The organism is Pantoea sp. SYBGC1 (genome assembly GCF_057197005.1).
Window position 1 is genome coordinate 22,937 of record NZ_JBXUNM010000011.1, and the last position, 24,951, is coordinate 47,887.

Sequence of the window (24,951 nt, forward strand, 5' to 3'; positions counted from 1 at the left end):
GGCTGGACAATTTTTCAGCGGGCGAGCAGGGCGCGCCTGGAACCGGCCTCTAGGCGTGGCTGTAGCGTTCAGTTTCCGGCAGCCAGCGCTCAATCAGCGCCTGTGCCTGTTCGGGGTAATATTGATGGATATGACGCGCTACGTGCTGCACTTCGGGGATCATGGCCTGATCGCGCAGCAGGTCAGCGACCCTGAATTCAGCGTTGCCGGTCTGCCGCGTGCCCAGCAGCTCGCCGGGACCGCGAATTTCCAGATCGTGCTGCGCAATCACAAAGCCGTCGTTGCTGTCGCGCAGTACCTGCAGGCGACGCTGAGCCGTTTTGCTCAGCGGGGCTTTATAAAGCAGCACGCAGTGTGAGGCGACAGCGCCGCGTCCGACGCGCCCGCGCAGCTGATGCAGCTGTGCCAGGCCAAGCCGTTCCGGGTTTTCGATGATCATCAGGCTGGCGTTAGGGACATCCACGCCCACCTCAATAACGGTAGTGGCGATAAGCAGCTGGATCTCGTTCGCTTTGAACGCGGCCATTACCGCCTGCTTCTCAGCAGGCTTCATACGACCGTGCACCAGGCCGGTACGCAGATCGGGTAGTGCCACGCTCAGCTCCTGCCAGGTCGCTTCCGCGGCCTGCGCTTCCAGCACGTCCGATTCATCAATCAGGGTGCAGACCCAGTAGGCCTGACGTCCCTCCAGACAGGCGCTTTTTACGCGTTCAATAATCTCGCTGCGGCGCGTGTCCGGAATGGCAACCGTTGTGACCGGCGTGCGGCCCGGCGGCAGCTCATCAATAGTCGAGGTGTCGAGATCGGCGTAGGCGGTCATCGCCAGTGTGCGCGGAATGGGTGTCGCGGTCATAATGAGCTGATGCGGATGAAAACCCTGCTCTTCGCCTTTTTCCCACAGCGCCAGCCGCTGATGCACACCAAAGCGGTGCTGCTCATCAATAATCACCAGCGCCATGCCGCTAAACTTCACCTGCTCCTGAAACAGCGCGTGCGTGCCCACCACCATCGCCACCTGACCGCTGGCGATCGCCGCCTGCTGCGCTTCGCGCGCTTTGCCTTTCTGCTTGCCGGCGAGCCAGCCAATCTCGATGCCGAGCGGCGCAAACCACTGACGGAAATTTGCAGCGTGCTGCTCGGCCAGCAGTTCAGTCGGTGCCATCAGCGCCACCTGTTTGCCGTGGGCAATGACGTTAAGCGCTGCCAGAGCCGCCACCAGCGTTTTACCGGAGCCAACATCGCCCTGTACCAGGCGCAGCATCGGATAGTCATTAGCCAGATCGCGCTCAATCTCCTTTACCACGCGCTGCTGTGCGCCGGTCGGAGAGAAAGGCAGCGCGGCCAGCAGCTTGTCCACCAGCGTATGGCAGGGTGGCAGCGGCAGCGCATGATGACGCTGTGCGCCCGCGCGCACGGCCAGCATGCTGAGATTATGCGCCAGCAGCTCTTCAAGAATTAATCGTTTCTGTGCCGGATGGCGGCCGGTTTCCAGCTCGCTGAGCCGGAGATCGGGCGGCGGCCGGTGCAGCGTGCGCAGCGCATCAGGCAGGCTGATCAGCCCGCCGCTCAGCTCTGACGGCAGCAGCTCAGCGATGGCACAGCTCTCCAGGAGAGTCAGCGCCTGGTCGGTAAGATTGCGCAGCGTGGCCTGACGTATTCCTTCCGTGGTGGGATAGACCGGCGTCAGGGTTTCCTGCAGCTCAACGCCGCCCTGCTCACCCTGAACGCGGTATTCAGGATGGATAATTTCGGCGCCGCGCTGTCCGCGCTTGATTTCACCATAAGCGGTGACGCGGCGGCCGGGCGCCAGGCTGTTTTTCATGCCGGCGGTAAAGTTAAAAAAGCGCAGAGTGGCAATCCCGCTGCCGTCGCCAATCTGGCATACCAGCATGCGGCGGCGACCAAAGGTGACTTCGCTGTTCAGCACCTCGCCTTCGATGGTGGCCCAGATACCAGGCAGCAGATCGTTAATTTTGTAGAGCTGGGTGCGATCTTCGTAGCGCAGGGGCAGATGCAGCAGCAGATCCTGGATAGTAAACAGGCCGAGTCTGGCCAGCTTAGCGGCCTGGCTGGCGCCGACGCCGGTCAGGGTACTGAGCGGTATGGCATCCAGCAGCCGGCCTTTCATTTCCGACCCGTGGCTTGCATGGCGGACCACCAGCTGGCATCAGCATCGATACCGCCCTGCATGTTGATCTGCGGATAGGGCAGGCCTTTCTGCTTCGCCACGCGGGCGAGAACCGGATAGCCGCCTTCAAACAGCAGACGCTGCTGCTCTTCTTCATCCAGCAGGCTGTGCTTACGCTGATACATGCCGGCATTCTGTCGCTGGCGCTGCGCTTCATACAGAATCAGCGCCGAGGCCACAGAGACATTTAGCGACTGCACCATACCTACCATCGGAATAATAATATCCTGGTCAGCCAGCGCCAGCGCGTCGGCGGTGATGCCGGTTTTTTCCTGACCCATCAGAATGCAGGTCGGGCGGGTGTAATCGATAGCGCGAAAGTCGACCGCCTTGTCTGAAAGGTGGGTGGCGAGCACCTGCATGCCGCGATCTTTCAGATGGCGTACCGCTTCCGTAATATGCGTATGGGTTTTAACTTTTACCCAGCTGTTGCTGCCTGCGGAGGCCGAAACCATCGTGCGCATCCGCACGCTGGGCCAGACGGCGTGAACCTCATGAATGCCCACTGCGTCTGCCGTGCGGATCACCGCAGAGACATTGTGCGGCTTGTGCACCTGCTCCATGCAGACGGTGAGATCGTGCTGACGCAGCGCCAGCATTTCCTGAATTCGGGCAAAACGTTGAGCATTCATGCATTAATTACGGTTACGGTGGACTTTAATCACATCTGGCATCACGCGAATTTTGCGCATGATGTTTGCCAGATGGACGCGGTCGTTAGCAGTCAGACGGATAAAGGCGCTGTAGACGCGGCCATCGCGCTCTTCGGTATTCAGGCTCTGAATATTCGATCCCGCCGTGTTAATGGCGGCGGTCAGGTTCGCCAGCGCACCCTGGTGGTTAAACATATCCACCTTAATCTCCGCCACGAATTCCTGATCGGTTACCTTATCCCACTCTACCGCCATAAACTTCTCGGGCTCTTTCTGGTAGCCACGGATATTACGGCACGATTCATGGTGCACGACCAGACCCTTACCAGGGCTGACGTGTGCGACAATCGGGTCGCCGGGAATAGGACGGCAGCACTTGGCGAAAGTGATCAGTACGCCATCCGCGCCTTTGATCGGCAGTTTTTTGCTGCGCTTGCTGCTCTGCGCCGCATCCGCAGCGGACTGCAGCAGGTTTTTCGCCACGACCACGCTCATGGCGTTGCCCAGACCAATTTCAGCCAGCAGATCGTCCATGCTGGCGAGCTTCATACGCTCCAGCTCCAGCTGCACGTTTTCTGCCGGTATCTCAGCCAGCTTTTTACTGCCGCCCAGCGCATGGCTCAGCAGACGACGCCCGAGGTTAACGGAATCTTCACGCTTGAGGTTTTTCAGCAGCTGACGGATCTTGGCGCGCGCTTTTGAGCTGACCACAAAGTTGAGCCAGGCAGCGTTCGGGCGTGCGCCAGGCGCGGTGATAATCTCGATTGTCTGTCCGCTGGTGAGCGGCTGTGACAGCGGATAGGGCTGACGATCGACGCGTGCACCCACGCAGGCGTGGCCAATGTCGGTATGTACCGCGTAGGCGAAATCGACCGGCGTCGCACCCGCAGGCAGCTCAACGATGCGGCCTTCCGGCGTAAATACGTAGATTTCATCCGGGAACAGATCGGATTTAACACTTTCGATAAATTCAAACGAGCTGCCGGCGCTTTGCTGCAGCTCCAGCAGGCTCTGCAGCCATCGCTGAGCGCGGATTTGTGCGGTCGTGCCGCTTTCGCCCGCTTCTTTATAGGCCCAGTGGGCTGCCACCCCCATCTCTGCCATCTGATCCATATCTTCGGTACGGATCTGCACTTCAACCGGCACGCCGTGCGGGCCAATCATGGACGTGTGCAGGGATTGATAGCCGTTGGCTTTGGGGATAGCGATATAATCTTTGACGCGGCCGGGACGCGGTTTATACAGGCTGTGCATCTGACCCAGCACGCGATAGCAGGTATCGAGATCTTTCACCACCACGCGGAATGCGTAGATATCCATGATCGAGTGAAAACGCTGCTCTTTGAGGTGCATTTTGCGGTAGATCGAGTAAAGATGCTTTTCACGTCCGCTGACGCGGCAGGGAATGCCCGCCTCCAGCAGACGCCCGTCAATTTCTGACAGGATCTTCTGAATCATCTCTTTACGATTACCGCGCGCCGCTTTTACCACCTCTTTGATCACCCGAAAACGATTAGGGTAGAGCGCTTCAAATCCCAGCTCTTCCAGCTCTGTTTTCAGATGATGAATACCAAGACGGTGCGCCAGCGGGCTGTAAATCTCCAGCGTCTCCAGCGCAATGCGGCGTTTTTTATCCGGACGCAGGGCGCCCAGCGTGCGCATATTATGCGTACGGTCAGCCAGCTTGATCAGAATGACGCGGATATCCTGCACCATCGCCATGATCATTTTGCGGAAGTTTTCAGCCTGCGCTTCTTTCTTGTCGCGGAACTTCAGCTTGTCGAGCTTGGATACGCCTTCCACCAGTTCAGCCACGCTCTTGCCAAACAGCTGTTCCATGTCCTGGTAGGTGGCAGGTGTATCTTCGATCACATCATGAAGCAGCGCGGCCATCAGCGTTTCATGGTCGAGTTTCATCTCGGCCAGAATGCAGGCCACGGCAACAGGATGAGTGATGTAGGGCTCACCGCTGGAGCGAGTCTGTCCCTCGTGAGCATCACGTGCGACAAGGTAGGCTTGCTTGAGGCGCTTGATTTGCTCCTCAGGCAAGTATTTTTCAATCAGCTGATTGAGGCTTTCAAACAGATACAAGGTTGACCTGCAGAGTGCGGTTAACGACGACCTTCAGCGATAGCGGTAACGGCTTGCAACTCAGCGGCTTCCTGCTCTTGCTGTTCCTGACGATCACGCACATCCAGAATCTGGTTGGTGATCAGGCCTTCTTCGATTTCGCGCAGGGCGATAACGGTGGCTTTATCGTTCTCTTCCGGAACCAGCGGGTCTTTGCCGCCTACCTGCATCTGACGTGCACGACGTGCAGCGACCAACACCAGGTCAAAACGGTTACCAATTTTCTCTACTGCGTCCTGAACGGTTACGCGTGCCATAGGTGTGCTACTCCACAGATGATGAAGAAATGACTGGGCATAATACTGAAACTGAATTCAGACTGCCAATAGTTTGCTGATTAAAGCATCATGACGCGCTTTCTGGCGTCCCATACGCAGACGTTCTGCGCGAATAATGGTTTTCAGATCGGACAGCGCCAGATCGAAATCATCATTAACAATCAGGTAATCGTATTCAGCATAGTGGCTCATTTCCGCCACGGCCTGCGCCATGCGGCGGGCGATAACCGCTTCGCTATCCTGACCACGGCCGCGCAGACGGCGATCCAGCTCTTCGGTTGACGGCGGCAGGACAAAAATACTGCGTGCTGCAGGCATTCTGCTGCGGATCTGCTGCGCACCCTGCCAGTCGATATCCAGAAAGACATCCACGCCGGTGGCCAGAACCTGCTCAATCGCGGCACGGGACGTACCGTAATAGTTGCCAAACACTTCGGCATGCTCGAGGAACGCATCCTCAGCAATCATGCTTTTAAATTCAGTTTTGGAAACAAAAAAGTAGTGCTCACCATGCGCTTCGCCAGGCCGCATGTCGCGGGTGGTGTGCGATACCGACACCTGCGTGTCGTAGAGCGGTTGTGTCTTTAACAGCGCCTGAATCAGGCTGGATTTACCCGCGCCGCTGGGGGCGGAAACAATATAAAGCGTGCCTTGAGCCATGGTTATCTTGAATTGAGTAAAGAGCGGAGTCGATTTCCTGCACAGTATACACGGGTTGGGGCCGCCACGCAGCGTTTGCCGCGCAGGTAAGGCAATTCTTTTCTGCGAACAGGCGCAAACTACGCGGTAACAGAGAGTAAAACGTCAGATTTGCGCGCGAGCGCGATTCCATACTCTGCGCAGGCTACTGGCTATGACCTCCGCCGCACGCTTCAATCAGCAAAAAGGAGAGCGGCAATGAAACGATGGCTGTGGTTAGGTCTCTGCCTGCTGAATGCAGAAAGCCGGGGAAAAGCGCTGTGCCCCGTCTGGTCGCCGGTGCGGGCGCAGCAGGAGATAACGCGCCTGCAGGAGCAGCTGCGTCACTGGGACAACGTTTACTACCAGCAGGGGGCGTCGCCGGTCAGCGATGATGACTATGACAGTCTGCTTTCCCGGCTGCAGCAGTGGCAGCGCTGCTTTGCACCCGGCGAACCGGTACATGAAACCGCGCTGCCGGCAAGCCGTGGCGCGCCACATCCGGTTGCGCATACCGGGGTGCGCAAGCTGCGCGACAGGCTGGCGGTCGCTTACTGGATGCAGCATAAATCCGCGCTCTGGGTCCAGCCTAAGGTCGATGGCGTGGCCGTCACGCTGGTCTATCGTCACGGCAGGCTGACGTCGCTTATCAGCCGTGGCGATGGCGTGCGCGGTGAGGAGTGGCGCGACAAAGCCGCGCATATTCCGGCTATTCCGCAGCGGATTGAGACCTCGCTGGCGGAGGTTGTCCTGCAGGGAGAGCTGTTTCTGCAGATGACCGATCACCAGCAGGCGCGCGATGGCGGAGCCAGTTCGCGGGCGCAGATAGCCGGCGCGATGATGCGGCGCGAAATCGGTCCGCTGCTGAAACGCACCGGGCTGTTTATCTGGGCGTGGCCGGACGGCCCCCCGGAGATGACGGAAAAACTTACGCAGTTGTCGCGCTGGGGCTTTGATCTTGCCCGGCAGTGGAGCCAGCCGGTCAGCGATGAAGAAGAGGTTGCCGCGTGGCGCGAACGCTGGTTTCGCGCCGCGCTGCCGTTTGCCACCGATGGCGTGGTGATCCACGCTACGCCTTCTGCTGCCGGCAGAGACTGGCAGCCAGGGCAGGGAAGCTGGTCCGCCGCATGGAAATATCAGCCTGCCGAAGTCAGCAGCGAAGTGCGTGCCGTTACGTTTTCCGTTGGCCGCACCGGAAAAGTTGCGGTGGTGCTGAACCTGCAGCCGGTGCAGGCAGAGGATAAAACCATCCGGCGTATCAGCATCGGCTCTGTTGCACGCTGGCGCGCGCTGGATGTGATAGCCGGCGATCAGGTCACGCTGACGCTGGCCGGGCTGGGGATCCCGCGTCTGGAGCGGGTGATCTGGCGGGTAGCAGAACGCCACTATCCGGAACCGCCCGCCAGTGATGATTTTCACGCCACCAGCTGTCTGCATATTACGCCTGCCTGTCGTGCGCAGTTTCTTTCCCGCCTGAGCGGGCTGAGCCAGAAAACCGTACTCGATATTACCGGTATGCAGCGCAGCAGCTGGCAGCGCCTGGTACAGCACGGTGCGCTGACGCATCTGTTTTCATGGCTGACGCTGACGCCAGAGCAGATTGCTGCAGCAGAGGGCATATCGCCGGCACGGGCGCAGCGTATCTGGCTCAGTTTCAGGCTGACGCGTCAGCAGCCGCTGCGTCGCTGGATCGCGGCGCTGGGTCTGCCGCTGCCGCGTCAGGCACTTGCATCCCTGCCGGATACGCAGTGGGAGGCGCTGCTGGCGCGCACCGGGGCGGACTGGCAGCAGCTGCCGGGGGTTGGCGACGTGCTGGCGCAACGGCTGGTCACCATGCTGCAGACGCCTCAGCTGCGTGAGCTGATCGCGTTTCTGCAGCAGCAGGGCATTCCGGCTGCTCCCTCAGTGTTCAGGATGGGGATAGTTGAAGACCGGCAGGCCGAGACGGAAACGCAGGGCGAGCAGGCGGGCAGTAAAACCGAACAGCAGGGTGATAATGACTACCGCTTCATGCGCCAGCGAGGTTTTCAGCAGCAGGATATAGATCCAGCCAGATGCGAAGGCGATACCGGCATACAGCTCTTTCTGGAACACCAGCGGAATGCGGTTGCAGAACATATCGCGCAGCACGCCGCCAAATACGCCGGTGATGACCGCAGCAATTGCGGCGATGATCGCCGCGTGGCCGGAATCCAGCGCGACCTGCGCACCAATAATGGAGAACACTACCAGGCCCAGCGCATCAAGTACCAGAAACACTTTGCGCAGGTGATTCATCAGCGGTGCAGCAAAAGTGGTGACCACGGCTGCCGCCGCAACAATCATGATGTATTCCGGATGCTTCACCCAGCCGAGCGGGTAGTGGCCCAGCAGAATGTCGCGCACCGAGCCGCCTCCGATTGCGGTGACAGAGGCGATAATAATAACGCCAAACAGATCCATTTTGCGTCGGCCTGCAGCCAGCGCGCCGGTCATCGCTTCAGCGGTGATGCCGATAAGGTAGAGAACAGTTAATAGCATGGGGGGCTCCAGCAGTCTGGCCGGCAAGGCTAAAGCCTCCGCGACACAGAGACTACTGAGATTTTTTCAACTGAACAGCGTCAGATTAGAATAGGTAATGTGATGATTAGGAAAAGTCAGGCGGGAAAGGGGAGAAGCAAAATACGTCAATATTTATGATAAAAAAATATGATGCGGGGAGGCCTGTTTTCAGACGAGAATCGATTAAATTATCTGCAGCGCAGAAAAGAAAAAAGCGTGCTGTTAACCAGCACGCGAACGCATCGGACAGATGCCCAGAGCCCACCATACAGACTTGTTGTTATTATCCGTTTCTTGCTCGCACGCTGGCGAATTCTTTCAGGCTAAAACGGTACGCAGGCTGGAACCAGGCGCGGCCGTAGTAGCAACAGAGCAGCATTCTGACGGAGACCAGCGCAAGGTATCCCCAGACCGCGCATAGTGCTGACGGCATCAGCCACACCGTAAAGAGTGTTGCCGCCAGGCCCGCTGCTACCGAGGTGATCTCGATAAAAGCGATACGCGTAAACTGCTTTTCCCGCTGCAGGATAGCCCGGTAGTGCTGCCCCTGCGGGATAATAATAAATATTACCGACATCATCTCCAGCATAACCGCAAGCTGCGGCTGCTGTGCTATAGCACTATAAATGTCACTACCAATAAACAATGCTGCAAAAATAAATAAGCCGGTAAAAATACTTCCCCAGTAAAGAACGGACATTTCGCTATTATTAAAGCTTATTTTGCGAATAATTTTATTATTAAAGCCGCGATCGGCAAGTGTATCGATAACCAGCAGAGCCAGTATGGCGATAACCAGCAGGTTTAATTCATTCGCCTGCAAGGTCTGCGCCAGCAGCGTCAATTGTAAAACGCCAATGCCAATAATTTTTGCTGAAGAGAGAAGCGACCATTTGGCGCTGGACAGCTCTCTTTCACGTATCGCCACAGTATGCTCATTATGGTACATGTACCATTACAGTTAAGGAGTTGTACAGAGCAGAAGCGGCATGCCCTGCACCTTAGTGCAGCACATCCTGACGCAATCCTGAGATACCTTTCAGGTTTTGCCATTTATAAATACACTGCAGCAAATGGTGTTCTGAAAATAGCGCAATACCGCAGGCGTTTATTATTTCTTTTGTCTGCACGGTATCTCCTCCGGTACGGAGGAAATCCGTGAGATCGTTATAAAATCCTTTTATATTATTATAATCCCCGGCCAGCATCCTTCTGGCAATCTCAACAAATTCTTTTTCTGACAACAAAGGATAAGTTGAGCGATCCATGTTTTTCCCTGTTTTTATTATTAAGTCTTGCTGTGTGTGAATACGTTATACAGTTTTTTATTTAATTTAACACCATGAGAAAATTCCTATAAACAAACTTTAGAAATTAATGGTTTCAGACTATGCATTAAAATAGTTAAGCAGTGATGTTTCTGACTAATTAATCTTTTCAGGAAATTGTCTTATTTCTCTCAGCGCCTGACCTCTGAATGACATAAATATCCCTTTATATCAATGCCTTTACAAGATTGCGTCATGCCGTCAGCCAGGAATTTTCCTGTTAACAACGCTTTAGCCTGGCTGGGGGTACGGTGCTGAAATCAGGGAAAAAACCACGAAACAGTTAAGGAGTACTGCGCAAAAAAAATGCAATTTTTTTTGTAATTGCGCCCAGCGATGGCTGGGAAATCAGGATTTATGTAAGCGTTTGATTCTAGTGAGTTAAAAGATAAAGTAATCTTTCCATGTCGGCGCGCAGGGCCGCCACTTCCTGCACGAAGTGCGCATCGGAAGTAAAAGGCTGACAGTAGAGCACGGCCACAAGTTCAGCCCCCTGGCCATTAGCAATCACGCGCATCGGCATGTAGCGCTCTTTACCGCTGCCGTTATCTGTCCAGTAGTCCATAACGCCAAACGGATTATGCGGCGTAAAACGCAGTTTCAGCGAATTCTCTCCGCGCCTTGCCCGCCAGTATTGTCCCTCCTGCACCAGCGTTGCGCCGTTCAGATCGCTTACCCATTTTGCAAAACAGGTGGGTTGCCAGATGGTTTCATACAGATCCAGCCAGTTACGCGGCACGGTAAGCGTGAGAGTCTGTGAGGGCAGCATAATGCCTCCTGAGGCAGTGTCATTCATAATGAACTTACCCTATCGGAAGCTGACCGGGCTGCCTATGACGCAACGGAAAAAGTGTGGTGCAGCAGAGGTTTTTTGCGCTATTGCCGGCAAAGCCGCGCTGCCGGCAGGAGGATGACTGTTACGTGAGGGGGCAGGGCAGCCGGCAGCGGATGCTGCCAGCGGGTGTAGCCTGATTACCGGAGCGGCAGTGCGCACGAAAGAGAAAATGCATGCGGACCGCTATTGCGCAGATCAGACGTAAAGAGAGGCTTCACCTGGCGGACGCGTTTTGAAACGGCGATGCAGCCACAGGTACTGCTCCGGCGCGCGCAGGATCTCTTTTTCAATCACTCTGTTCATATAGGCAGCGGCAGCGGCTTCATCTTCATGCGGATAGCCTTCCAGTTCCGGCTGAATAATGAGCTGGTAACCGGTTTTATCCGGATTGCGGATCAGGACAATCGTCAGCATTGCGGGCCGCGCAAGACGCGACAGCACAAAGGTGCCATTCGTGGTTGCCGCTTTCTCTACCGCAAACAGCGGTGCAAATACGCTGCCTTTCGGACCGTAATCCTGATCGGGTGCAAACCAGACGGCTTCGCCCTGCTTCAGCGCCTGCACCATGCCGCGCAGATCGCGACGGTCAATCATCGCTTTATTGGAACGCATACGACCTTTGGTCTGCGCCCACTCCATCGCCTGATTGTTATGCGGACGATACATGGCCATCATTGGCTGACAGAGACCGGTAATACGGCCGCCCAGCTCCAGCGACATAAAGTGCACGCCGATAACCATCACGCCGCGCTGCTGATTCTGCGCATTCTGCAGGTTAGCAATACCGCTGACATCAAACAGACGACGAACCCGCGCATCTGACCAGAACCATGCAATACCGGTTTCTGCCAGCGCCATGCCGAGCGACTCAAAGTTGCCGGCAATCATGACCTCTTTCTCTTCTTCATTAATATGCGGGAAGCAGAGTTCAATATTGCGACGGGTGATGCGTTCGCGCCGCTTGAGGAAGTGGCGCGAGAGCTTGCCCGCGGTTGCCCCGAGGCGGATCAGAACGGGATAGGGAAGCTGCACCAGCAGCCAGAGCACGGCCAGACCGAACCAGGTAAACCAGTAACGGGGATGCAGCAGTGTGGAGCGAAACTGTCCGGTTTTCTTCATAGCACCTTCATAGGTAGAGTAAATGTAACGCGCTAAGAAGTCGGTCCATGGTTCCTGGTGCGGTACAACTGTAGTAATTACGACCGGCACTTTAGCAAATAGTGCCTTAGGAATTCTGCTAACTTTAGTGTCTTTAGGATTGATGGAATTTATGGAACCCGGGACATTACCGGCTGCAGGAAGGATGATTTTTCTATTAAGTCAGCAAAATCAATCAGATAAAGCAGAAGGATTAACGCTGAAGATACCGCAGATATGTCAGGACAGGTCAGCAGCAGACACAGCTGTACATCATTGAACGCACAATGCTTACATTGCAAAACCAAAAAAATAGTCTACCTGAAGAATTGCTGCCTGAACCCGCTGCTGCGGGCTCAGGCAGAGATGCCGCTAAGGCTGGCAGATGGAACGTTATTCGATGTTCTGAATCTGATTATTGAGTATCACCCATGTAGTACTGATATGACTGGTTTTAGTTTTTTGTCAATTTTGATGAGGTACACCCTTGTGTACATGCTAAAAACAGATGCCCTATGAGTTTGATGATAATCTGATCTTCCTTGTTGGTACGCACGAATAATGCGTACCGCTTCCTGCTTATGCATACAAATGGCACATGATTGTCGAACAAACTTAAAACGATTCATTCTGCCAACGTGTGATTTACATCAGTATAAACTCGTCAAGCGCCGCCATTGACTCCCTTCGTTCAGCAAGGAGCGCGATCTTGTTCGACTCTGAAAGGCGTGAACCGGGCGTTGGCGAAGCAGAGGCTGTATCCTCGAACCAGCGATTAAAAAGAACACTGCGAATGAATTCTGGGGCCTGTGTCTTCTGTACCTGGGCCATCTTGATATGCGTAGCAATAACTGGATTGACCTTAGAATATGTAAAGCGTGAAGAGGGATGGTTTACCACAGCCACCGGCACGCTACCAGCAAGCGACCTAACCCGATTGCCGTTACGTAGGCTGAAGCAAATAATCAAATCCGGAGCCAACACCGCCAGGACATCGGTAAATGCTTTCTCACTACGTTGCCAAGCGCCTGCCGGTGGCGCAGCGCGGCTGCCCTGTAGGAATTCCTGCAGAAAGTTGTAATAAGCAACACTGTTCCAGAACTCCCTTCTTTGTGTATCGGAGAAGCGCTGTCTGACGTTCTGAACAGCAGACATTATTAAGGTGAAATGCTTATGTCTTGGAAGCTTACCGGTTGCCCGAGGGTGTCTCTCGCCCAAAGCAAGCGCTTTAACAATTTCGGGAGTGACTGTTGGACGTTCATGCTGCTTACCGGCATAGTGTGACTCGCACACCAAAAGTATGCGTAACCCGCAAAATCCTCTCTCATAGTTGAGGCCGACCCAAGGTGCAAAGCGGACGTTACTTTTATTCATTGTCATCCTTAGTTATTGCCTACTCACACCATCACTGATGCCTCTAAGATATCAGAATTATTCATCCTTTTTGAACCGGTATCCGATTGTGCGTAATACGCTTAATGATTAAGCGGGCTGGCTGTCCGCTTATGGCACAAAGCGGTAACACGATGTTTACTGTTTGACATGCCTGAAAAGCAATACTTGATATAAAAATGTTGATTTATGATTAGTACAGATGACTGATCCAGATGTTTTGATATGTCTTATAGATAATGAAAGATCTGGATCAGCAAATGGGAAAGCGCATGATAAGTCCTAGGCCTCGCTCGCGTTATATATAGGCAAAAACATGTCGTTCAGTTGGTTCAGTTGGTTAAATTCGTAAAAGTGGTTGTTTTGTAAGGTTTATTTTGAAAAAGTGAACCAACACTGCCCCCAATTGAACCAACAACAATGCTAGGTGAACCAACAAAAGCGAGTGTCTTACATTGTCTTACGATGGTAAAATCTCTACTTCTTTCCTGATGACGGTGGCCTATGAGCAAATCCCTCTCTGTGACATTCCGAGTGCCTGCTGAGTTAAGCGAGACCTTTACCGATGCTGTTAGCGCTGCTGGTGGCGATAAAACTGCATGGCTTGTCGATGCCATCCGACAGAAACTGAATCAGCCAGATAGTAATCCTGACGCTCGGATGATGGTGCTGTTGGAACGGATGGAGATTGCGGCAGCGACTTTGATTGGCGGTAAGCGTGGTATTCCTCCTCTGCCATACGATGAGCCAGCAGTAATTTGCATCGTTGAAGAGGCTATCGCTCAGGGATTTGATAATGGGCGCATCATTGCCGAGCGGCTCAATGAGGCTGGCTATCAGACTAAGTCAGGAAAGGCGTGGGACAAGGACATTTACAGTGCTTGGAAGAGAAGAGACTTAAAGCGTTCGTGATCTCAATCTCCCAGGTCGAAATCATCTAACCACTCAGCTTCTCTCGCTGTGCGTGCGATGAATATGCCGATTATAGCCTTGTTCGGTAAGTGTTGTTGGATGGTGCTCTTCATGGCTTTGTAATGACTCCCAGCAGTAAGGACATCATCAAATATAACAATGTTATTCCTAATGCCAACGGCCGCTGCTGGGTTGAAAATGTAGTTCTGTGCTATCTGTTCAGGAGTCGGCCTGTTATCTGCTGAATGAGATGCGAGCATAGAAACCCTTTGGGTTATCAGCTCTCTAAAGTCGGTATTTGGTTTGGTCTGTTGGCAAAGCCTAAGCACATCAATAAGACGTCCGTCATAGGCAGGATCCGAAGGGCACTTAGAAGGCGGAACCGGTACAAACGTTAATACATCCGTATCCGTAATCGAATTTACAAGTCCTGCTATGCGCCTAACTGCTGCTTCTTTGTAAGCCCATTCTGCACGTCCTCTTTTATCGACCCCTTTTTTAAAATTATGGATCAAGCTATTGGTGTCACTGAACGAATAACCTTGGCGGGCAGTATATTCCCCAAAGAACAAGCAGCGGTCATCTTCAACTAAGTGATAGTGCTGACCGCGTGTAAGCTCATCAATAACAGTTAAACGCATGAAAGATCCAAGTTGTTACGAATGTCATCGTAATCTCTAACCCTTATAGCCCCCTGAGCTTCATACTTGGCAGGCCATGAGATAGAGGGATTCTGAAAGCACGATTCCAAAATAAATAGCTTTCTACCCTGAGCCAAGGCGGCTCTTGCTTGTGTGAGAGTGCCGGACGTATCTGAGGCCTCAACGATGATTGTTGCTTTCGTTAAAGCAGACATTGTTACATTGCGCTCGGGGAAGAAGATTCGATTACTGCGATAATCTTGATCCAAATAGCGCTGGAATGGCACTTGGCTGATAAGCAGGTAGTTCTCTCTAATCGTCTTCTGCAAATCAACGTTCTGTTTTGGATAGTTATGTGATAGCGGAGTGCCTATGACAGCGATGGTTTTGCCACCCATTTCCAGCGCGGTCTGGTGGGCGCAGGTATCAACACCTTCGGCTAAGCCAGACACTATCGTTAATCCATCACTGACTAGGCACTTAACCAGCTTACGTGTTCTTCGGGCACCTTCTTCGGAGACTTTGCGCGAACCAACTACCGCCACGGAAGGAGTATTCACTAAGTCCCACCAGCCTTGGTAGTAGAGAACCTCAATGGGGTGGCGAGCGTCACGTAGCTTTTTCGGGTATTCTCCTGCGCCATGCACACGCACGCCAAAATCCTCGACATTGTATTTGTCGAGAATGCTCTTCAGCTTCGATTTGAAGGTATCGATCGTGCTATCGGGAACCAGTTCGGAAGGTAAGACATTACCGCGAGCATGACGAAACTTATCGGCAATCGTTTTAAATGTTGCGCCTTGTTCCGTCCACAAGGCCTCGTAAGCAGCCATCTCCCGGAAGGGAGATACAGCACGCTCAAATGAGTTTTGTGATTCGAAATCAAGTAATGACATAGTTTTCTGACTATCCAGTGAGTGACTTAAAAGTAGCTTCTTGCACTCTACAGTAGGTAGTTAGGTCGTGGCTACTGTATGTGTGATCAGTATAATTATTTATATTATAACAATGACGCCGTCAATACGCGCACATTTTAAGCTAATGCCAGAGGCTTTCAGGCTTCTGCCAGCAGAACTCAGCCGCGGTCATCCGTGGCTGATGGCGCTCTTCAGCCTAGGGGGCTGGCGTCATATTGTAAGGGACCGTATAGAGGGTATGCCTGTCTAGCGACTAGCCGTTATGACGGGCAATCTGTAGCAGCCTCATCTCAATCGTCAGTCGGTCAATCATCACACTCTGCCTGTTTACAATGAACGTTCAGGCAATCTTTATGCTAAATGCGGTTTGTGGCTTCAATCTGCAAGTCTCCATTGCGGTCAGCTTTGAGTTCGGCGATTCTGTTCTGCACGTTAACATTTGCATACATACAGACGCTCAACTTTGTCCTGATGCCGCTTAAATAGCGTACAAATCGATGAAGTGCTCGCGACAGAAAATTTCTTGTTTGTCGGTGAGTGCCATTGGCTTTTTAAGGAATATATGGACCATTTAGAAGAAGAACTCAAAAAGCCACACAATGGGAAACTTAGGGCATACGTGGCCGGGATATTCGACATTGACCGGAATAAGAGGTGGGTTGATTGCTCACACTCTATAGCAGTCCAGAACTTCTGGTCTGTGCCTACGCTTCAGTACCTTGGAACATTAGATTCTCGCTTAATCCCTGATGATGCCGAAGTAGTTAGAACTGGATTTCCCAAAAACCCTACTAGTGATTTAAGCGATCACATAACAGCATCATACCTCTGGGTTTTAGGGATGTATGAATTAGTGCGCACTCTTGATCAATTTGCTAGGCCAGCGAATTCACCATTAAATGGTGTGTATCAGGATATAAATTCATATAAGAGGAAAATAAACCGATTAAGAATACCTTTAGCAAAAATGGAAGCCGCAAGCAGTAATCCAGATGATAACCCCATAGCTCATCCTGGGATTCATCAAGATCATGGCATGGCTTGGCATTTAGGTAAGGAGGATTGGATAACTCGAAGGGAGCTATCTGATGAAGCACTGGAGTTATTTGAACGAATCCACTCTTCAGTAAAGCCGTCCTGAAAACGCATAATTTTGATGCGTGCTTGTGAAATTATAAAAATTTCTTAGTGCACATTTAGGCGATTACACTACCTTAAGCCCGTCATCCGGCGCGAGGCATATCTAAGCGCCATAGCAAGCCCTATAAAAAACCGCCCGAGGGCGGTTAGTAGAAATTGGCTTTCACTTGAATTTCACAAGCTCTTCAGCAGGTAATCCTGAAGCCACGGCTGACCAATGAGTTTTTGCTCCAATCTAACGTTCTTTCCATAAAATTTTTAGTCATATAGGCTCCTTTTGCGTAGAGATAGGTTGAGGTGAAACTGATTAGTTCAGCTATTGCGAAATTTAACAAGAAGACAAGTGCGCCACCACTTGTACCAACAACAATGAAGGTTAATACCAATCTCAAAAGACAGCCGCCGCTTATTTCTAATGGTTTTATACATCAGAACTTGCTGAAGGGAAACATCTGTTCCATCATCGTGCGCACTCGCAAATGCGCCCTGTGTGATGATCACGCGGCTTTTTTTCGTTGCCAGCGTCGATAGCCTTCGAGCTGGCGGGCTTTCCCTTCTGCCGTTAGTGCGCCGGTACTGTGGCCGCCGTGATATTTGCATCGCCCGCTGGTGCTAATGTCGGTACGCTTGCACGGCGTTCCCGCTCTGGTTTTAGCAGCGCATGGGATGTGACGTAATTCATCCGGCATCGGCTCATTTATCGGCTTTAATTCGTGTCGGTACCCTGACGCCTGCCAACGGTCAAATCGCTCTCTGCTGCGCTGATGGTAGGCTTTCAGCTGCTTGAGTAGTACTGCTCTGTTGTCCATCTAACTCACCTCGAAGTTAACTTTTGTCAGGTATCCATGGGGTAGGGCAGACAATGCGAACTAGAGCTGCGAACCTCAGCGCGAACTCAGGCGATATCACGAGCCAGTTTCTCAGCTATGGCCTGACGCACGAACTCTGCCCGGTTCCCATAGCAGGGATGGCTGTAGTCGCCGCCACGGCGTTTAATCATGCTATCCACCTTATCCACTAGCTCATTCTCTACGGTATCTGATGGGGAAATCAGTTAGTGTTGAAGTTTTTAAGCACTTTGAAGGTTATTGACTGGTTATTGGCATCCATAATTTCAACAATAGCCCCTTTGTAGCGAATAGTTTTGGACTCAGCTAAATCGTATTCAACCTCATTAGAAAAGGCTGCTCTGGCTAAGCCCCCTTGAAACTCTCTATAACCGATATTGATTTTTTGGCCCACCTTGCCGTTGTAGATAAGCGTCTGCTGGAAGGAAGATTCCCGCTCGGTGTTAATTTTTTTCTTGCTGTAAGCAACATTGGAAGAGCACTTAGTACCTCCATAAATGGAAACTACACACACATCTTTGCCTGATTTAGACACCTGAATGCTTTGCGGAGGATCATTAACCATTACCCAGAAAGGCACCGGTGTTCCTGTCGTTCTCTCAGTCGAAAGAAAGTATTCTGATTTGGCGTCATCACCTGTTTTTACATAGTCTCCAGCTGGGACGGTATAAGTTCCCAATGAACCGATCTCGGTTGGTGAATCAAAATGCAGAACCTCCATGCTGGCATCCACACCTTGTTTAATCATGTCCTCACCGACATACGTAGTTGTTACGGTATTCAGCTGGGGGATGCTGAAAGATTTTACTTGTGGAACGTAATTGTGAGCAGGAGTGGTACACCCAGCCAGAAGCATAGAACCAAAAGCCAGTACAATAATTTTTTTCATTTTCATTTCCTTTAATTGCAATCGGAAACATCCTATCAATGAGCTTCAGCATTGTAATCATTTGATTGTTTCTCATTCAGCCAAGCAAGCTAACTTTCCTTTTGCTTTAAGCCGGAAAGCCTCGCCGCCGGGTTTAGCTAATCCCATGCGCCGTTGTGTATCAGCGGCGGCTCTGGTGACATCGCCAAAGGTATCCACCAACACAGCGGGACGCACTCGCTTTGCCAGGCATTCATTGCGCCGGTTCCTGATCCACTCTCTGCCAGCTTATGAGTCGCAATTGTCGAACACCTCCAGCCAGCGAGAGGTAGCTCTTCTGTACAGCCCTCTTAATTCCAGCTCCTCCGCCATTTGATCATTTATCATGCTAAGCCTTTAGTAGCGATTTAATGATTTGGCTGACTGAGTAAACAATGAGAAATTCCGCCGCTATCAAGACATAGAAAACGTATGCTCTTCTCGCCCATTTTGAATTAAAGAACGCTGTAGCATGATGATCAACCCTGCTAACAATCCATGTTCCTACACAACATAGCGTCGGCGCTATGAATACAGTTCCTGTCCACGTAATAGCATCTAAACCATGCTTTGATATATACGCTAACGGAAGTGCAAATATTAAAGTTAATGCCGTATTTCCCAGCAATATATCTTTAATCGTATTCTCAACAAGCTTTTGTGCGTCTTCGTTCATTAGATCTATTCCTCAAAGTCATAATCCATTGTAAACGTTGGTTCAAAATGGCTGTTTGTTGGTTCAGTGTTGTTTCAACTTTTAAATTAAAATCCTTAAAAATCAATACTGATAGAGAGTTGAACCAACTGAACTAACTGAACCAACACTAAAATTCTCACATGCTAGGCTTATTCTTCCTGAGCCTCATCCTCTGGCCGGTACTGGATTACATAGACGTTGTACTGACGTTTATTAATCCGCGGAGACTTACGCTGGAATCCTCTGCCGCTGGTCGGCGGTGTCAGCATGCCGCTCTCTGCCAGCACCCGGGCGAACTGCTTCGGGTTAAAACCGCTGGCGATCTCCTGCTCAAACGCTGCCGGGAAGGTGTAAAAGACGATTGGGTCATCTTCATGGTTGCCGCTAGCGCGATAGCCTGCCAGCTCACGAATAGGCAGCGATTGAGGGTCATACGGGAATGGAGCGAACCGGCTGAAACCATTGGCATTCAGGAACGCTTCGCACTGCGCAATGATTTGCTGGTGCTCTTTGTTACCGGTGCCAAATTCTCTCACCCATGCGTTATAGCTGTGCTGAACGGCATCGCGGCAGGTTTGCTCATCCCATCCGGTGATAACCCGGCCCAGCAGCAGCGCAGCCTCGAGAATGGCAAAGCGTGCGCCTACGCGATGAACTTGCTCGCCGTATTCTGCCGGTATCAGACCGCGCCAGCGGGCCTCTGCCTCCCTGACAGCCTCAGTGGCCTGTTGCTGATCGCCGGCTAACCATTTAATCCACTCCCGACCTGCTGCGCCGTGGTGATTCTGCCAGGCATCCTTCAGGGCGTCGGCGTGCTGTTTGCCGTTCTCATGCTGGTGGAATCTCACAGCCTTACTAAGTGGTATGTTCAGGAGCCTGACCAGCTGGCCCGCCTTGGCCTTGCGCCCGGCCATTGCGATAAACGTTTCTAAATCCATTTCGCCGGTGCTGATTGCCACGGTGCGCCAGCGCTTTAGGTCACGATTGCCACCTTCTTTGGCTCCCTGCAGTTTTCCCACGCCGTTAAAGAGCGCATAGGCTGACTGCGAGACGCTAACTGGATCAGCGCCTTGCCCCACCTCATCTAGTGGCATCAGCGCATCGTTGTGGGCGGCAGCTTCGTTAGCCAGCCCTAATGCGGTTCCGTACCACGTCAGGCGCAACTGGTCAGGATTACCGTAAAGGCTGCTGGCAATGTTCGCGGTTGTGGTCTTGCCGGCGCTTGATTGCTCATAGAAGTGAATGCCAAAGCCATCAGTGCCAGCCAGGCCAATCAGAGGGGCAGCCAGCGCAGCAGCTATACCTGTCATCATTGAGTAGTTTCCGGCTACCAGCGCTCCAACATTGTTACGCCAGCTCTCGGCGTTTCCCCTGCAGGTGTAACCGGCAGCGGTTGAACTGCGGCCGTTAAACAGCACCGGCTTGTCAGGTGTGCCGATGATCTCCCCGTCTGGCATGATATACGCGCCGCATTGCCATCCTGTAGCGTGCGCCACTCTCCATACCTCTCGTGAGCCGTTCCGCTGTAACCAGTCGGCCAGAATCGCTCTCAGGCCGCTTTTGGTTGTGACGTTCACGCCACCAGCTTTGAGCGTTCGCCATCCTTCACGCTCGCCAATGTCGGCCAACGGGATCGCCTGCGTGGTCTCGCTATCTGAACCCCATGCCTGCCAGCGTAGGATCAGAAACTGGTCTTTATCGTCCCGGCCGGTGCCGATAACCTGCAGGGGCGAACACAGCCAGCTTTCACGGTTGATGATTTCACCGGTCTGCTTATCGGTGTTTGGCTCAACCCAGTAAACGCCATCCTGACGGCTTTCAATTCGTGGCTTTAGCGCATCGCGGTCAGGCGCTGCTGCTTTGCCACCCTCAATCACTGCCAGTTGAGCGCCCATGCTTTCTCTCTGCGGTTGGTACAATGATTCGTTAAATGCTGCTGTGGTGCTCTTAAGGCCATTCTGCTGGCGGTAATCATCCCAGTCGGCCTTAAAGCTGGTGGGCGGTAAGGAAACCGATCCATGGATTGCCTCAGCAGCTTTATCAGCGAATATTTTCCCGCTGTTCACTTTTGGTTTGCCGCAGTCATCAAGCTCGCCAGGCTCATGCCAGTCGTTATCGCCGACAATGACGATTGCGGCGTTCGGGTACCGCTGGCGCATAGCTTTCGCAACGGGTGGCAGATTGCCGGCATCAAGCGCCACGACAGCGAGCGCACCGGGACGTATCAGGTGAGCTGTGAGCGTGGTGGCAAGCCCTTCACCGATGATGATTTCAGACACTTCTTGGAGCTGGTTAACAAGGTGCCATGTTCCGCGCTTGGCTGAGCCGTAGAGCACTTTCTTTTCACCTTGTGGCGTGATGGTCTGCGCTGCGGCCACATCGCCAGACTCATCTACCAGCGGAAGAAGAATTGATCCATCGGGCAGGCAAGGCAGAGTGAAGCTGTCGAGCCCTTTGGCAATCAGATATTCGCTTTCGCCTGGCGTGGATTGCTCTGCGAGCATCCGGTATTGGCTCACAAAATTATCTCGCCGCTGTTCTGCTTCTGCTGCTTCTTTCTGCTGGCGCTCCTGTTCATGCTGGTGACGCTGTTCATCAAGCTGTTGTCGTCTTTGGCTGACTGCTTTCTGGTCAATTTCAGTCACCCGGTAATCAATACCTAGCACATCAGCCGCCATACGGGCGGCCTCTGTTGTACCGCACTGATTAACCTTCTGGATCAGGTCTAAACCATCACCCGCGCCGCACTGGTTGCAGAAAAAACTACCGCGCCCTTTGTCATCGAAGCGGAAGCGATCTTTACCGCCACACGCGGGGCATGGAGCGTGCTGGCGGGGTGAGCGCGGCACGTCAATCCCCAGCTGGCTCAGCACCATCGGCCACCGGTTAGCTGCGGCGGTTGTTGTCTCCCGGATAAGGTCGTAATTACGCATGGAAACTCACCTCCCCTTTAGAAAGAGAGGCGCTCATGTCATTAATCATGCTCTGCCAGATGCTTTCCCCTCGCTCGCTCAGTCCGCTGCTCTCTATGCAGAGGGTCAACAGATCGACAGCCAGTACTTCGCAGTGTGGATACTCCTGTTTCAATGCCTCCAGCAGATAACTGTCCACCAGCAACCTGATGCCTGCTGATCCATCCACAATGGCAACCTCAATCCTCTGCCCGCTGATTTCCATCGGGAACCAGTCGCTCCCATTCTGCTGTCTCACATGGTTATAAATTGCTGCCGAATACTGGTTAGCCAGCGCATTAAGTCGGCAGTTTTTGGCAATTAGCGTCATGGTCTCCCCCTTAATGCGCTGTCGGTACGGCAGGAATGCCTTCAGTATTGAGAAGCTCGATAAAGCCATCATGAAGCATGGCCATGCTGTCTCGCCCCCACGCGGAGAGAGTCATGCCACCATCTGCAGATGGTTCCAGCATTGACGGATAAAGCATGAGCGCTTTCTGGTAGAGGGCATCATGTGTGTAATCTTTCAGCATCAGCTCTTCAACGTTGAGCGCCAGTGAAAATCGCTCTGTTGCCGGGTAAACCACAATGCCGCTGTGCTCACCCACGTAACGCACCGCATGGGTCTCTGCGCGCGCCAGATTGATGTAGTGGTGCTGCTTAGCGCCCAGCGCTTTAAGGCCGTCGCGGCTTCCATGGTAGCAGGGCAGATATTCACGGCGGATCGGCTCAGCAGCGCGGCGGTGTGCGAACGCCTTGGTTACCTCCAGCTTGAGGCGCTTCATTCCGGCAGCATCTCGGCCACGAACAATACGGCAGAGATAATCGAACTGGTGCTCATTGAGCAGTACATATTTCAGTGTCGTTGCTCCGGTAGTGTGGGCGCACGTCTCCGTTTGAAACGGAAGCGTGCCTAGCTCGCGCAGCTCTGCTTTATGGTTCTGGATAAGGGCATAGAGGTTTTTATGCTTAATTCTGACACGCTGCGCGAATAGCCGGGAATCAACGCGAGATTCCTGTTTGTGCTGCGTCAAAATAAGCTCCTGGCTGTTTTCAGGGTGAGTGATGCTCCGGCCATTACTAGCCGCAATTTTCTGGTTCATGTTCAGGCTCCGTTAAGCTGCGCTGAATGCGTCCGGATAAAGCAATAAGATGGCGTTGGCTTCGTGATCCGTTAGCCCTATATAGCCACCAACAGAGGCGCTGTATTTCATCAGGCGGATAACACACAGAACGTCAGCCCTGCAGGTGAAGCGATAACGGAAGTGGCTTCCGATCCCATCCGGGTTTTTCTCGTCAATGCGTTCCAGACGAATATCTAGCTGGCGCTCTAATTCACTGGCGTAATTACGTCCAGAAGACAGGCGGCAATGCCTAAGAAGTTCATTCTCAGTAAATCCACTAGCCCCGCTACGGAGCATGAAGACACGAGCTCGGTGCTTCTTAGGCGCTGGCTTAATAGCTATAGCAGTCGTAATATCAGAGGCGTCAGCTCCCTGATTGGCCGCCTGTAATGGGCGGTTTTTCATTTCCATTACGCCACCTCGCGCCGTTCTGCCAGCCAGCGATTTACCTCGGCAGCGTTAAATGCCGTGCTTTTCTCGCCCAATTTAACCGGCGATGGAAGTCGCTTATCTCGAACCCAGCGATCAATGGTTGCTACATGGACGCCCAGCGCTTGAGCCAGGCGGAAGCGGCGGATATAGCCGCTGGTGGGTAATGATGTTTCTTGAAGTGTTGTCATGTTGCCCGTAACCCCTTGATGGTGGTTTATGCGTCGTTACAGGCTCATAATTGCTAATGGTCTCAGAGAAAGCATCGCAGCGAAAAATGGGTTTTCGGTGCGAACTTAACTTTCTGTTTTAAATGATTTATTTGAAGCGGAAAAATAATCATCAAGCGTTCTCGCGCTAATGCGTTGGTCATTATCGAGAATCTCTGCCTTCAATGCGTCTTGTGTCCAGCGCTTTGATGTTGTCTGAGCTTTTTTCAGGGAGTTGAGAATTGAGCCGATGACTAAAAGGCTTTCATCAAGTGTTAAAGGCTGATCGCTGGTTTGCTGAATGTTCCTCTCAAATATCTCAATGCTCTCTCGCCTGAAAACGAACTCGACGTCGCCCAGACCATCGTCAGGGTAAAAGAAAGAGCTGTATTTTCCACTGCTGTAGTCAACAAATTGCTGCCTTTCAGGATCAAACTCCTGAATTTGCCCATCGTTATTTGTCTTGAATTTGAATTTATTGAATGGAGCCATAATATTAACCATAGCCCCTTCAATCATTAGAAAAGCACCTTCCATATCAAAGAGCTTTCGAGGATTTCTTTTCTGCTCAATGTCCAGCAGGTGCATGACGTCAAGTGCTTCTGCGCCCACCATTGGTAAATCATAGATACCATGGCGAATCTTGAACACGCTACTGACTCTTTCAATATCTTCAAACTCATAATCAAGCTGTTGGTTAGACATGAATATCTCACCATCAAGCATCGTGACCATGGCACCACTATCGTTAGTGCTGATGATCGATTTAGTCATCTGTTTTCTCTTGGTGGTTTTCACAAGCTCGGCAAAAACAACATGTCGGCTCTCACTCAGAAGCGCAGAGATTATCAAATGTCCGTCTAAAGCTAATTGTAAGCAGTCAGCAATTGTTATCTTTTCTTCCATTGTTAGAGATAACCTCTGAGCTGTTTCTTCCAGCGTCAGCCAGTTTTTAAGACGGAATAACTTATTCATAGCGTTACCTTTTACGCTTTACCTTAAAGAGGGATTGAGCC

24 protein-coding genes and 2 pseudogenes are annotated in these 24,951 nt (G+C 52.3%); 3 read left to right on the forward strand and 23 right to left on the reverse strand.

Going from position 1 to position 24,951, the window contains the following annotated elements:
- Nucleotides 1-49 precede the first annotated feature (49 nt).
- Genes recG through gmk form a run of 5 tightly spaced genes read right to left on the reverse strand, consistent with a single transcriptional unit; the run spans nt 50 to nt 5,909 of the window.
- On the reverse strand, nt 50-2,128 hold the full coding sequence (gene recG, locus AC2CF9_RS15605; RefSeq protein WP_484557409.1) for an ATP-dependent DNA helicase RecG: 2,079 nt from the start codon (nt 2,126-2,128) through the stop codon (nt 50-52).
- A complete protein-coding gene (gene trmH, locus AC2CF9_RS15610; protein ID WP_039381320.1) occupies nt 2,125-2,820 on the reverse strand; it encodes a tRNA (guanosine(18)-2'-O)-methyltransferase TrmH in 696 nt (231 codons plus the stop codon). The genes recG and trmH overlap by 4 nt, the downstream gene beginning before the upstream one ends.
- Before the next feature lie 3 nt (nt 2,821-2,823).
- A complete protein-coding gene (gene spoT / locus AC2CF9_RS15615; protein ID WP_039381317.1) occupies nt 2,824-4,932 on the reverse strand; it encodes a bifunctional GTP diphosphokinase/guanosine-3',5'-bis pyrophosphate 3'-pyrophosphohydrolase in 2,109 nt (702 codons plus the stop codon).
- 20 nt (nt 4,933-4,952) lie between these two features.
- Nucleotides 4,953-5,228, reverse strand: a complete 276-nt coding sequence (gene rpoZ / locus AC2CF9_RS15620; RefSeq protein WP_013511051.1) for a DNA-directed RNA polymerase subunit omega — start codon at nt 5,226-5,228, stop codon at nt 4,953-4,955.
- Nucleotides 5,229-5,285: 57 nt separating this feature from the next.
- Nucleotides 5,286-5,909, reverse strand: coding sequence for a guanylate kinase (gene gmk, locus AC2CF9_RS15625; protein ID WP_484557410.1), 624 nt, complete (start codon nt 5,907-5,909; stop codon nt 5,286-5,288).
- 237 nt (nt 5,910-6,146) lie between these two features.
- Between gmk and ligB the strand changes: the two are divergent.
- Nucleotides 6,147-7,883, forward strand: a pseudogene (gene ligB / locus AC2CF9_RS15630) (NAD-dependent DNA ligase LigB); the annotation flags it as partial.
- Here ligB and AC2CF9_RS15635 read toward each other — a convergent pair.
- The 6 genes from AC2CF9_RS15635 to AC2CF9_RS15660 form a co-directional block, all read right to left on the reverse strand.
- Nucleotides 7,830-8,447 (reverse strand): trimeric intracellular cation channel family protein, encoded by a 618-nt coding sequence (locus AC2CF9_RS15635; protein ID WP_484557458.1) that lies wholly within the window; start codon nt 8,445-8,447, stop codon nt 7,830-7,832. The pseudogene ligB and the gene AC2CF9_RS15635 sit on opposite strands and share 54 nt — an antisense overlap.
- Before the next feature lie 304 nt (nt 8,448-8,751).
- On the reverse strand, nt 8,752-9,396 hold the full coding sequence (locus AC2CF9_RS15640) for an oligosaccharide flippase family protein (protein ID WP_190289178.1): 645 nt from the start codon (nt 9,394-9,396) through the stop codon (nt 8,752-8,754).
- Nucleotides 9,397-9,469: 73 nt separating this feature from the next.
- Nucleotides 9,470-9,736, reverse strand: coding sequence for a hypothetical protein (locus tag AC2CF9_RS15645; protein ID WP_150018416.1), 267 nt, complete (start codon nt 9,734-9,736; stop codon nt 9,470-9,472).
- Between the two features lie 433 nt (nt 9,737-10,169).
- Nucleotides 10,170-10,565: a polyketide cyclase gene (locus AC2CF9_RS15650; protein ID WP_150018415.1), complete on the reverse strand. Its 396-nt coding sequence runs from the start codon at nt 10,563-10,565 to the stop codon at nt 10,170-10,172.
- 261 nt (nt 10,566-10,826) lie between these two features.
- Entirely contained in the window at nt 10,827-11,750 is a 924-nt protein-coding gene (lpxP, locus tag AC2CF9_RS15655) for a kdo(2)-lipid IV(A) palmitoleoyltransferase (RefSeq protein WP_150018414.1), read from the reverse strand.
- Nucleotides 11,751-12,413: 663 nt separating this feature from the next.
- Complete coding sequence (locus tag AC2CF9_RS15660; protein WP_484557411.1) at nt 12,414-13,142, reverse strand: hypothetical protein; 729 nt, start codon at nt 13,140-13,142, stop codon at nt 12,414-12,416.
- Nucleotides 13,143-13,664: 522 nt separating this feature from the next.
- Here AC2CF9_RS15660 and AC2CF9_RS15665 point away from each other — a divergent pair.
- A complete protein-coding gene (locus AC2CF9_RS15665) occupies nt 13,665-14,072 on the forward strand; it encodes a hypothetical protein (RefSeq protein ID WP_484557412.1) in 408 nt (135 codons plus the stop codon).
- Nucleotides 14,073-14,074: 2 nt separating this feature from the next.
- Here the strand turns inward: AC2CF9_RS15665 and AC2CF9_RS15670 are convergent, their stop codons facing one another.
- Nucleotides 14,075-14,713 (reverse strand): hypothetical protein, encoded by a 639-nt coding sequence (locus AC2CF9_RS15670; RefSeq protein ID WP_484557413.1) that lies wholly within the window; start codon nt 14,711-14,713, stop codon nt 14,075-14,077.
- Nucleotides 14,704-15,609 (reverse strand): DNA-processing protein DprA, encoded by a 906-nt coding sequence (locus tag AC2CF9_RS15675; protein ID WP_484557414.1) that lies wholly within the window; start codon nt 15,607-15,609, stop codon nt 14,704-14,706. The genes AC2CF9_RS15670 and AC2CF9_RS15675 overlap by 10 nt, the downstream gene beginning before the upstream one ends.
- Nucleotides 15,610-16,192: 583 nt before the next feature.
- On the opposite strand from AC2CF9_RS15675, the gene AC2CF9_RS15680 reads away from it, so the two are divergent.
- Nucleotides 16,193-16,771, forward strand: coding sequence for a hypothetical protein (locus AC2CF9_RS15680; protein WP_484557415.1), 579 nt, complete (start codon nt 16,193-16,195; stop codon nt 16,769-16,771).
- 496 nt (nt 16,772-17,267) lie between these two features.
- Here AC2CF9_RS15680 and AC2CF9_RS15685 read toward each other — a convergent pair whose 3' ends face one another.
- The 10 genes and pseudogenes from AC2CF9_RS15685 to AC2CF9_RS15730 form a co-directional block, all read right to left on the reverse strand.
- Nucleotides 17,268-17,579, reverse strand: a complete 312-nt coding sequence (locus AC2CF9_RS15685) for an HGGxSTG domain-containing protein (RefSeq protein ID WP_484557416.1) — start codon at nt 17,577-17,579, stop codon at nt 17,268-17,270.
- A 241-nt stretch (nt 17,580-17,820) separates the two neighbouring features.
- Complete coding sequence (locus AC2CF9_RS15690; RefSeq protein WP_484557417.1) at nt 17,821-18,507, reverse strand: hypothetical protein; 687 nt, start codon at nt 18,505-18,507, stop codon at nt 17,821-17,823.
- A 72-nt stretch (nt 18,508-18,579) separates the two neighbouring features.
- Nucleotides 18,580-18,873, reverse strand: a pseudogene (locus AC2CF9_RS15695) (PerC family transcriptional regulator).
- A 1-nt stretch (nt 18,874) separates the two neighbouring features.
- On the reverse strand, nt 18,875-19,201 hold the full coding sequence (locus tag AC2CF9_RS15700; RefSeq protein ID WP_484557418.1) for a hypothetical protein: 327 nt from the start codon (nt 19,199-19,201) through the stop codon (nt 18,875-18,877).
- 170 nt (nt 19,202-19,371) lie between these two features.
- On the reverse strand, nt 19,372-22,155 hold the full coding sequence (locus AC2CF9_RS15705; RefSeq protein ID WP_484557419.1) for a DUF927 domain-containing protein: 2,784 nt from the start codon (nt 22,153-22,155) through the stop codon (nt 19,372-19,374).
- Nucleotides 22,148-22,504 (reverse strand): hypothetical protein, encoded by a 357-nt coding sequence (locus AC2CF9_RS15710; RefSeq protein WP_484557420.1) that lies wholly within the window; start codon nt 22,502-22,504, stop codon nt 22,148-22,150. Before AC2CF9_RS15710 ends, AC2CF9_RS15705 begins: the two co-directional genes overlap by 8 nt.
- Before the next feature lie 10 nt (nt 22,505-22,514).
- The gene (locus AC2CF9_RS15715) at nt 22,515-23,276 is read right to left on the reverse strand and encodes a Rha family transcriptional regulator (RefSeq protein WP_484557421.1); all 762 of its coding nucleotides are present in this window, start codon (nt 23,274-23,276) and stop codon (nt 22,515-22,517) included.
- Between the two features lie 12 nt (nt 23,277-23,288).
- Nucleotides 23,289-23,708 (reverse strand): hypothetical protein, encoded by a 420-nt coding sequence (locus AC2CF9_RS15720; RefSeq protein ID WP_484557422.1) that lies wholly within the window; start codon nt 23,706-23,708, stop codon nt 23,289-23,291.
- Complete coding sequence (locus tag AC2CF9_RS15725) at nt 23,708-23,917, reverse strand: helix-turn-helix transcriptional regulator (RefSeq protein WP_484557423.1); 210 nt, start codon at nt 23,915-23,917, stop codon at nt 23,708-23,710. Before AC2CF9_RS15725 ends, AC2CF9_RS15720 begins: the two co-directional genes overlap by 1 nt.
- 105 nt (nt 23,918-24,022) lie before the next feature.
- Entirely contained in the window at nt 24,023-24,910 is an 888-nt protein-coding gene (locus AC2CF9_RS15730) for a hypothetical protein (RefSeq protein ID WP_484557424.1), read from the reverse strand.
- Nucleotides 24,911-24,951: the final 41 nt, after the last annotated feature.

What these genes read in the sequence shown, in the direction of transcription:
- AC2CF9_RS15650 (WP_150018415.1), bottom strand. Translation starts at nt 10,565, where the DNA reads ATGCTGCCCTCACAGACTCTCACGCTTACCGTGCCGCGTAACTGGCTG.
- lpxP (WP_150018414.1), bottom strand. Translation starts at nt 11,750, where the DNA reads ATGAAGAAAACCGGACAGTTTCGCTCCACACTGCTGCATCCCCGTTAC.
- gmk (WP_484557410.1), bottom strand. Translation starts at nt 5,909, where the DNA reads ATGGCTCAAGGCACGCTTTATATTGTTTCCGCCCCCAGCGGCGCGGGT.
- AC2CF9_RS15715 (WP_484557421.1), bottom strand. Translation starts at nt 23,276, where the DNA reads ATGAACCAGAAAATTGCGGCTAGTAATGGCCGGAGCATCACTCACCCT.
- AC2CF9_RS15690 (WP_484557417.1), bottom strand. Translation starts at nt 18,507, where the DNA reads ATGAAAAAAATTATTGTACTGGCTTTTGGTTCTATGCTTCTGGCTGGG.
- recG (WP_484557409.1), bottom strand. Translation starts at nt 2,128, where the DNA reads ATGAAAGGCCGGCTGCTGGATGCCATACCGCTCAGTACCCTGACCGGC.
- AC2CF9_RS15700 (WP_484557418.1), bottom strand. Translation starts at nt 19,201, where the DNA reads ATGAACGAAGACGCACAAAAGCTTGTTGAGAATACGATTAAAGATATA.
- AC2CF9_RS15680 (WP_484557415.1), top strand. Translation starts at nt 16,193, where the DNA reads ATGGACCATTTAGAAGAAGAACTCAAAAAGCCACACAATGGGAAACTT.
- AC2CF9_RS15720 (WP_484557422.1), bottom strand. Translation starts at nt 23,708, where the DNA reads ATGGAAATGAAAAACCGCCCATTACAGGCGGCCAATCAGGGAGCTGAC.
- AC2CF9_RS15685 (WP_484557416.1), bottom strand. Translation starts at nt 17,579, where the DNA reads ATGGACAACAGAGCAGTACTACTCAAGCAGCTGAAAGCCTACCATCAG.
- AC2CF9_RS15675 (WP_484557414.1), bottom strand. Translation starts at nt 15,609, where the DNA reads ATGTCATTACTTGATTTCGAATCACAAAACTCATTTGAGCGTGCTGTA.
- AC2CF9_RS15710 (WP_484557420.1), bottom strand. Translation starts at nt 22,504, where the DNA reads ATGACGCTAATTGCCAAAAACTGCCGACTTAATGCGCTGGCTAACCAG.
- trmH (WP_039381320.1), bottom strand. Translation starts at nt 2,820, where the DNA reads ATGAATGCTCAACGTTTTGCCCGAATTCAGGAAATGCTGGCGCTGCGT.
- AC2CF9_RS15660 (WP_484557411.1), bottom strand. Translation starts at nt 13,142, where the DNA reads ATGAATAAAAGTAACGTCCGCTTTGCACCTTGGGTCGGCCTCAACTAT.
- AC2CF9_RS15635 (WP_484557458.1), bottom strand. Translation starts at nt 8,447, where the DNA reads ATGCTATTAACTGTTCTCTACCTTATCGGCATCACCGCTGAAGCGATG.
- rpoZ (WP_013511051.1), bottom strand. Translation starts at nt 5,228, where the DNA reads ATGGCACGCGTAACCGTTCAGGACGCAGTAGAGAAAATTGGTAACCGT.
- AC2CF9_RS15645 (WP_150018416.1), bottom strand. Translation starts at nt 9,736, where the DNA reads ATGGATCGCTCAACTTATCCTTTGTTGTCAGAAAAAGAATTTGTTGAG.
- AC2CF9_RS15730 (WP_484557424.1), bottom strand. Translation starts at nt 24,910, where the DNA reads ATGAATAAGTTATTCCGTCTTAAAAACTGGCTGACGCTGGAAGAAACA.
- AC2CF9_RS15725 (WP_484557423.1), bottom strand. Translation starts at nt 23,917, where the DNA reads ATGACAACACTTCAAGAAACATCATTACCCACCAGCGGCTATATCCGC.
- AC2CF9_RS15705 (WP_484557419.1), bottom strand. Translation starts at nt 22,155, where the DNA reads ATGCGTAATTACGACCTTATCCGGGAGACAACAACCGCCGCAGCTAAC.
- AC2CF9_RS15665 (WP_484557412.1), top strand. Translation starts at nt 13,665, where the DNA reads ATGAGCAAATCCCTCTCTGTGACATTCCGAGTGCCTGCTGAGTTAAGC.
- AC2CF9_RS15670 (WP_484557413.1), bottom strand. Translation starts at nt 14,713, where the DNA reads ATGCGTTTAACTGTTATTGATGAGCTTACACGCGGTCAGCACTATCAC.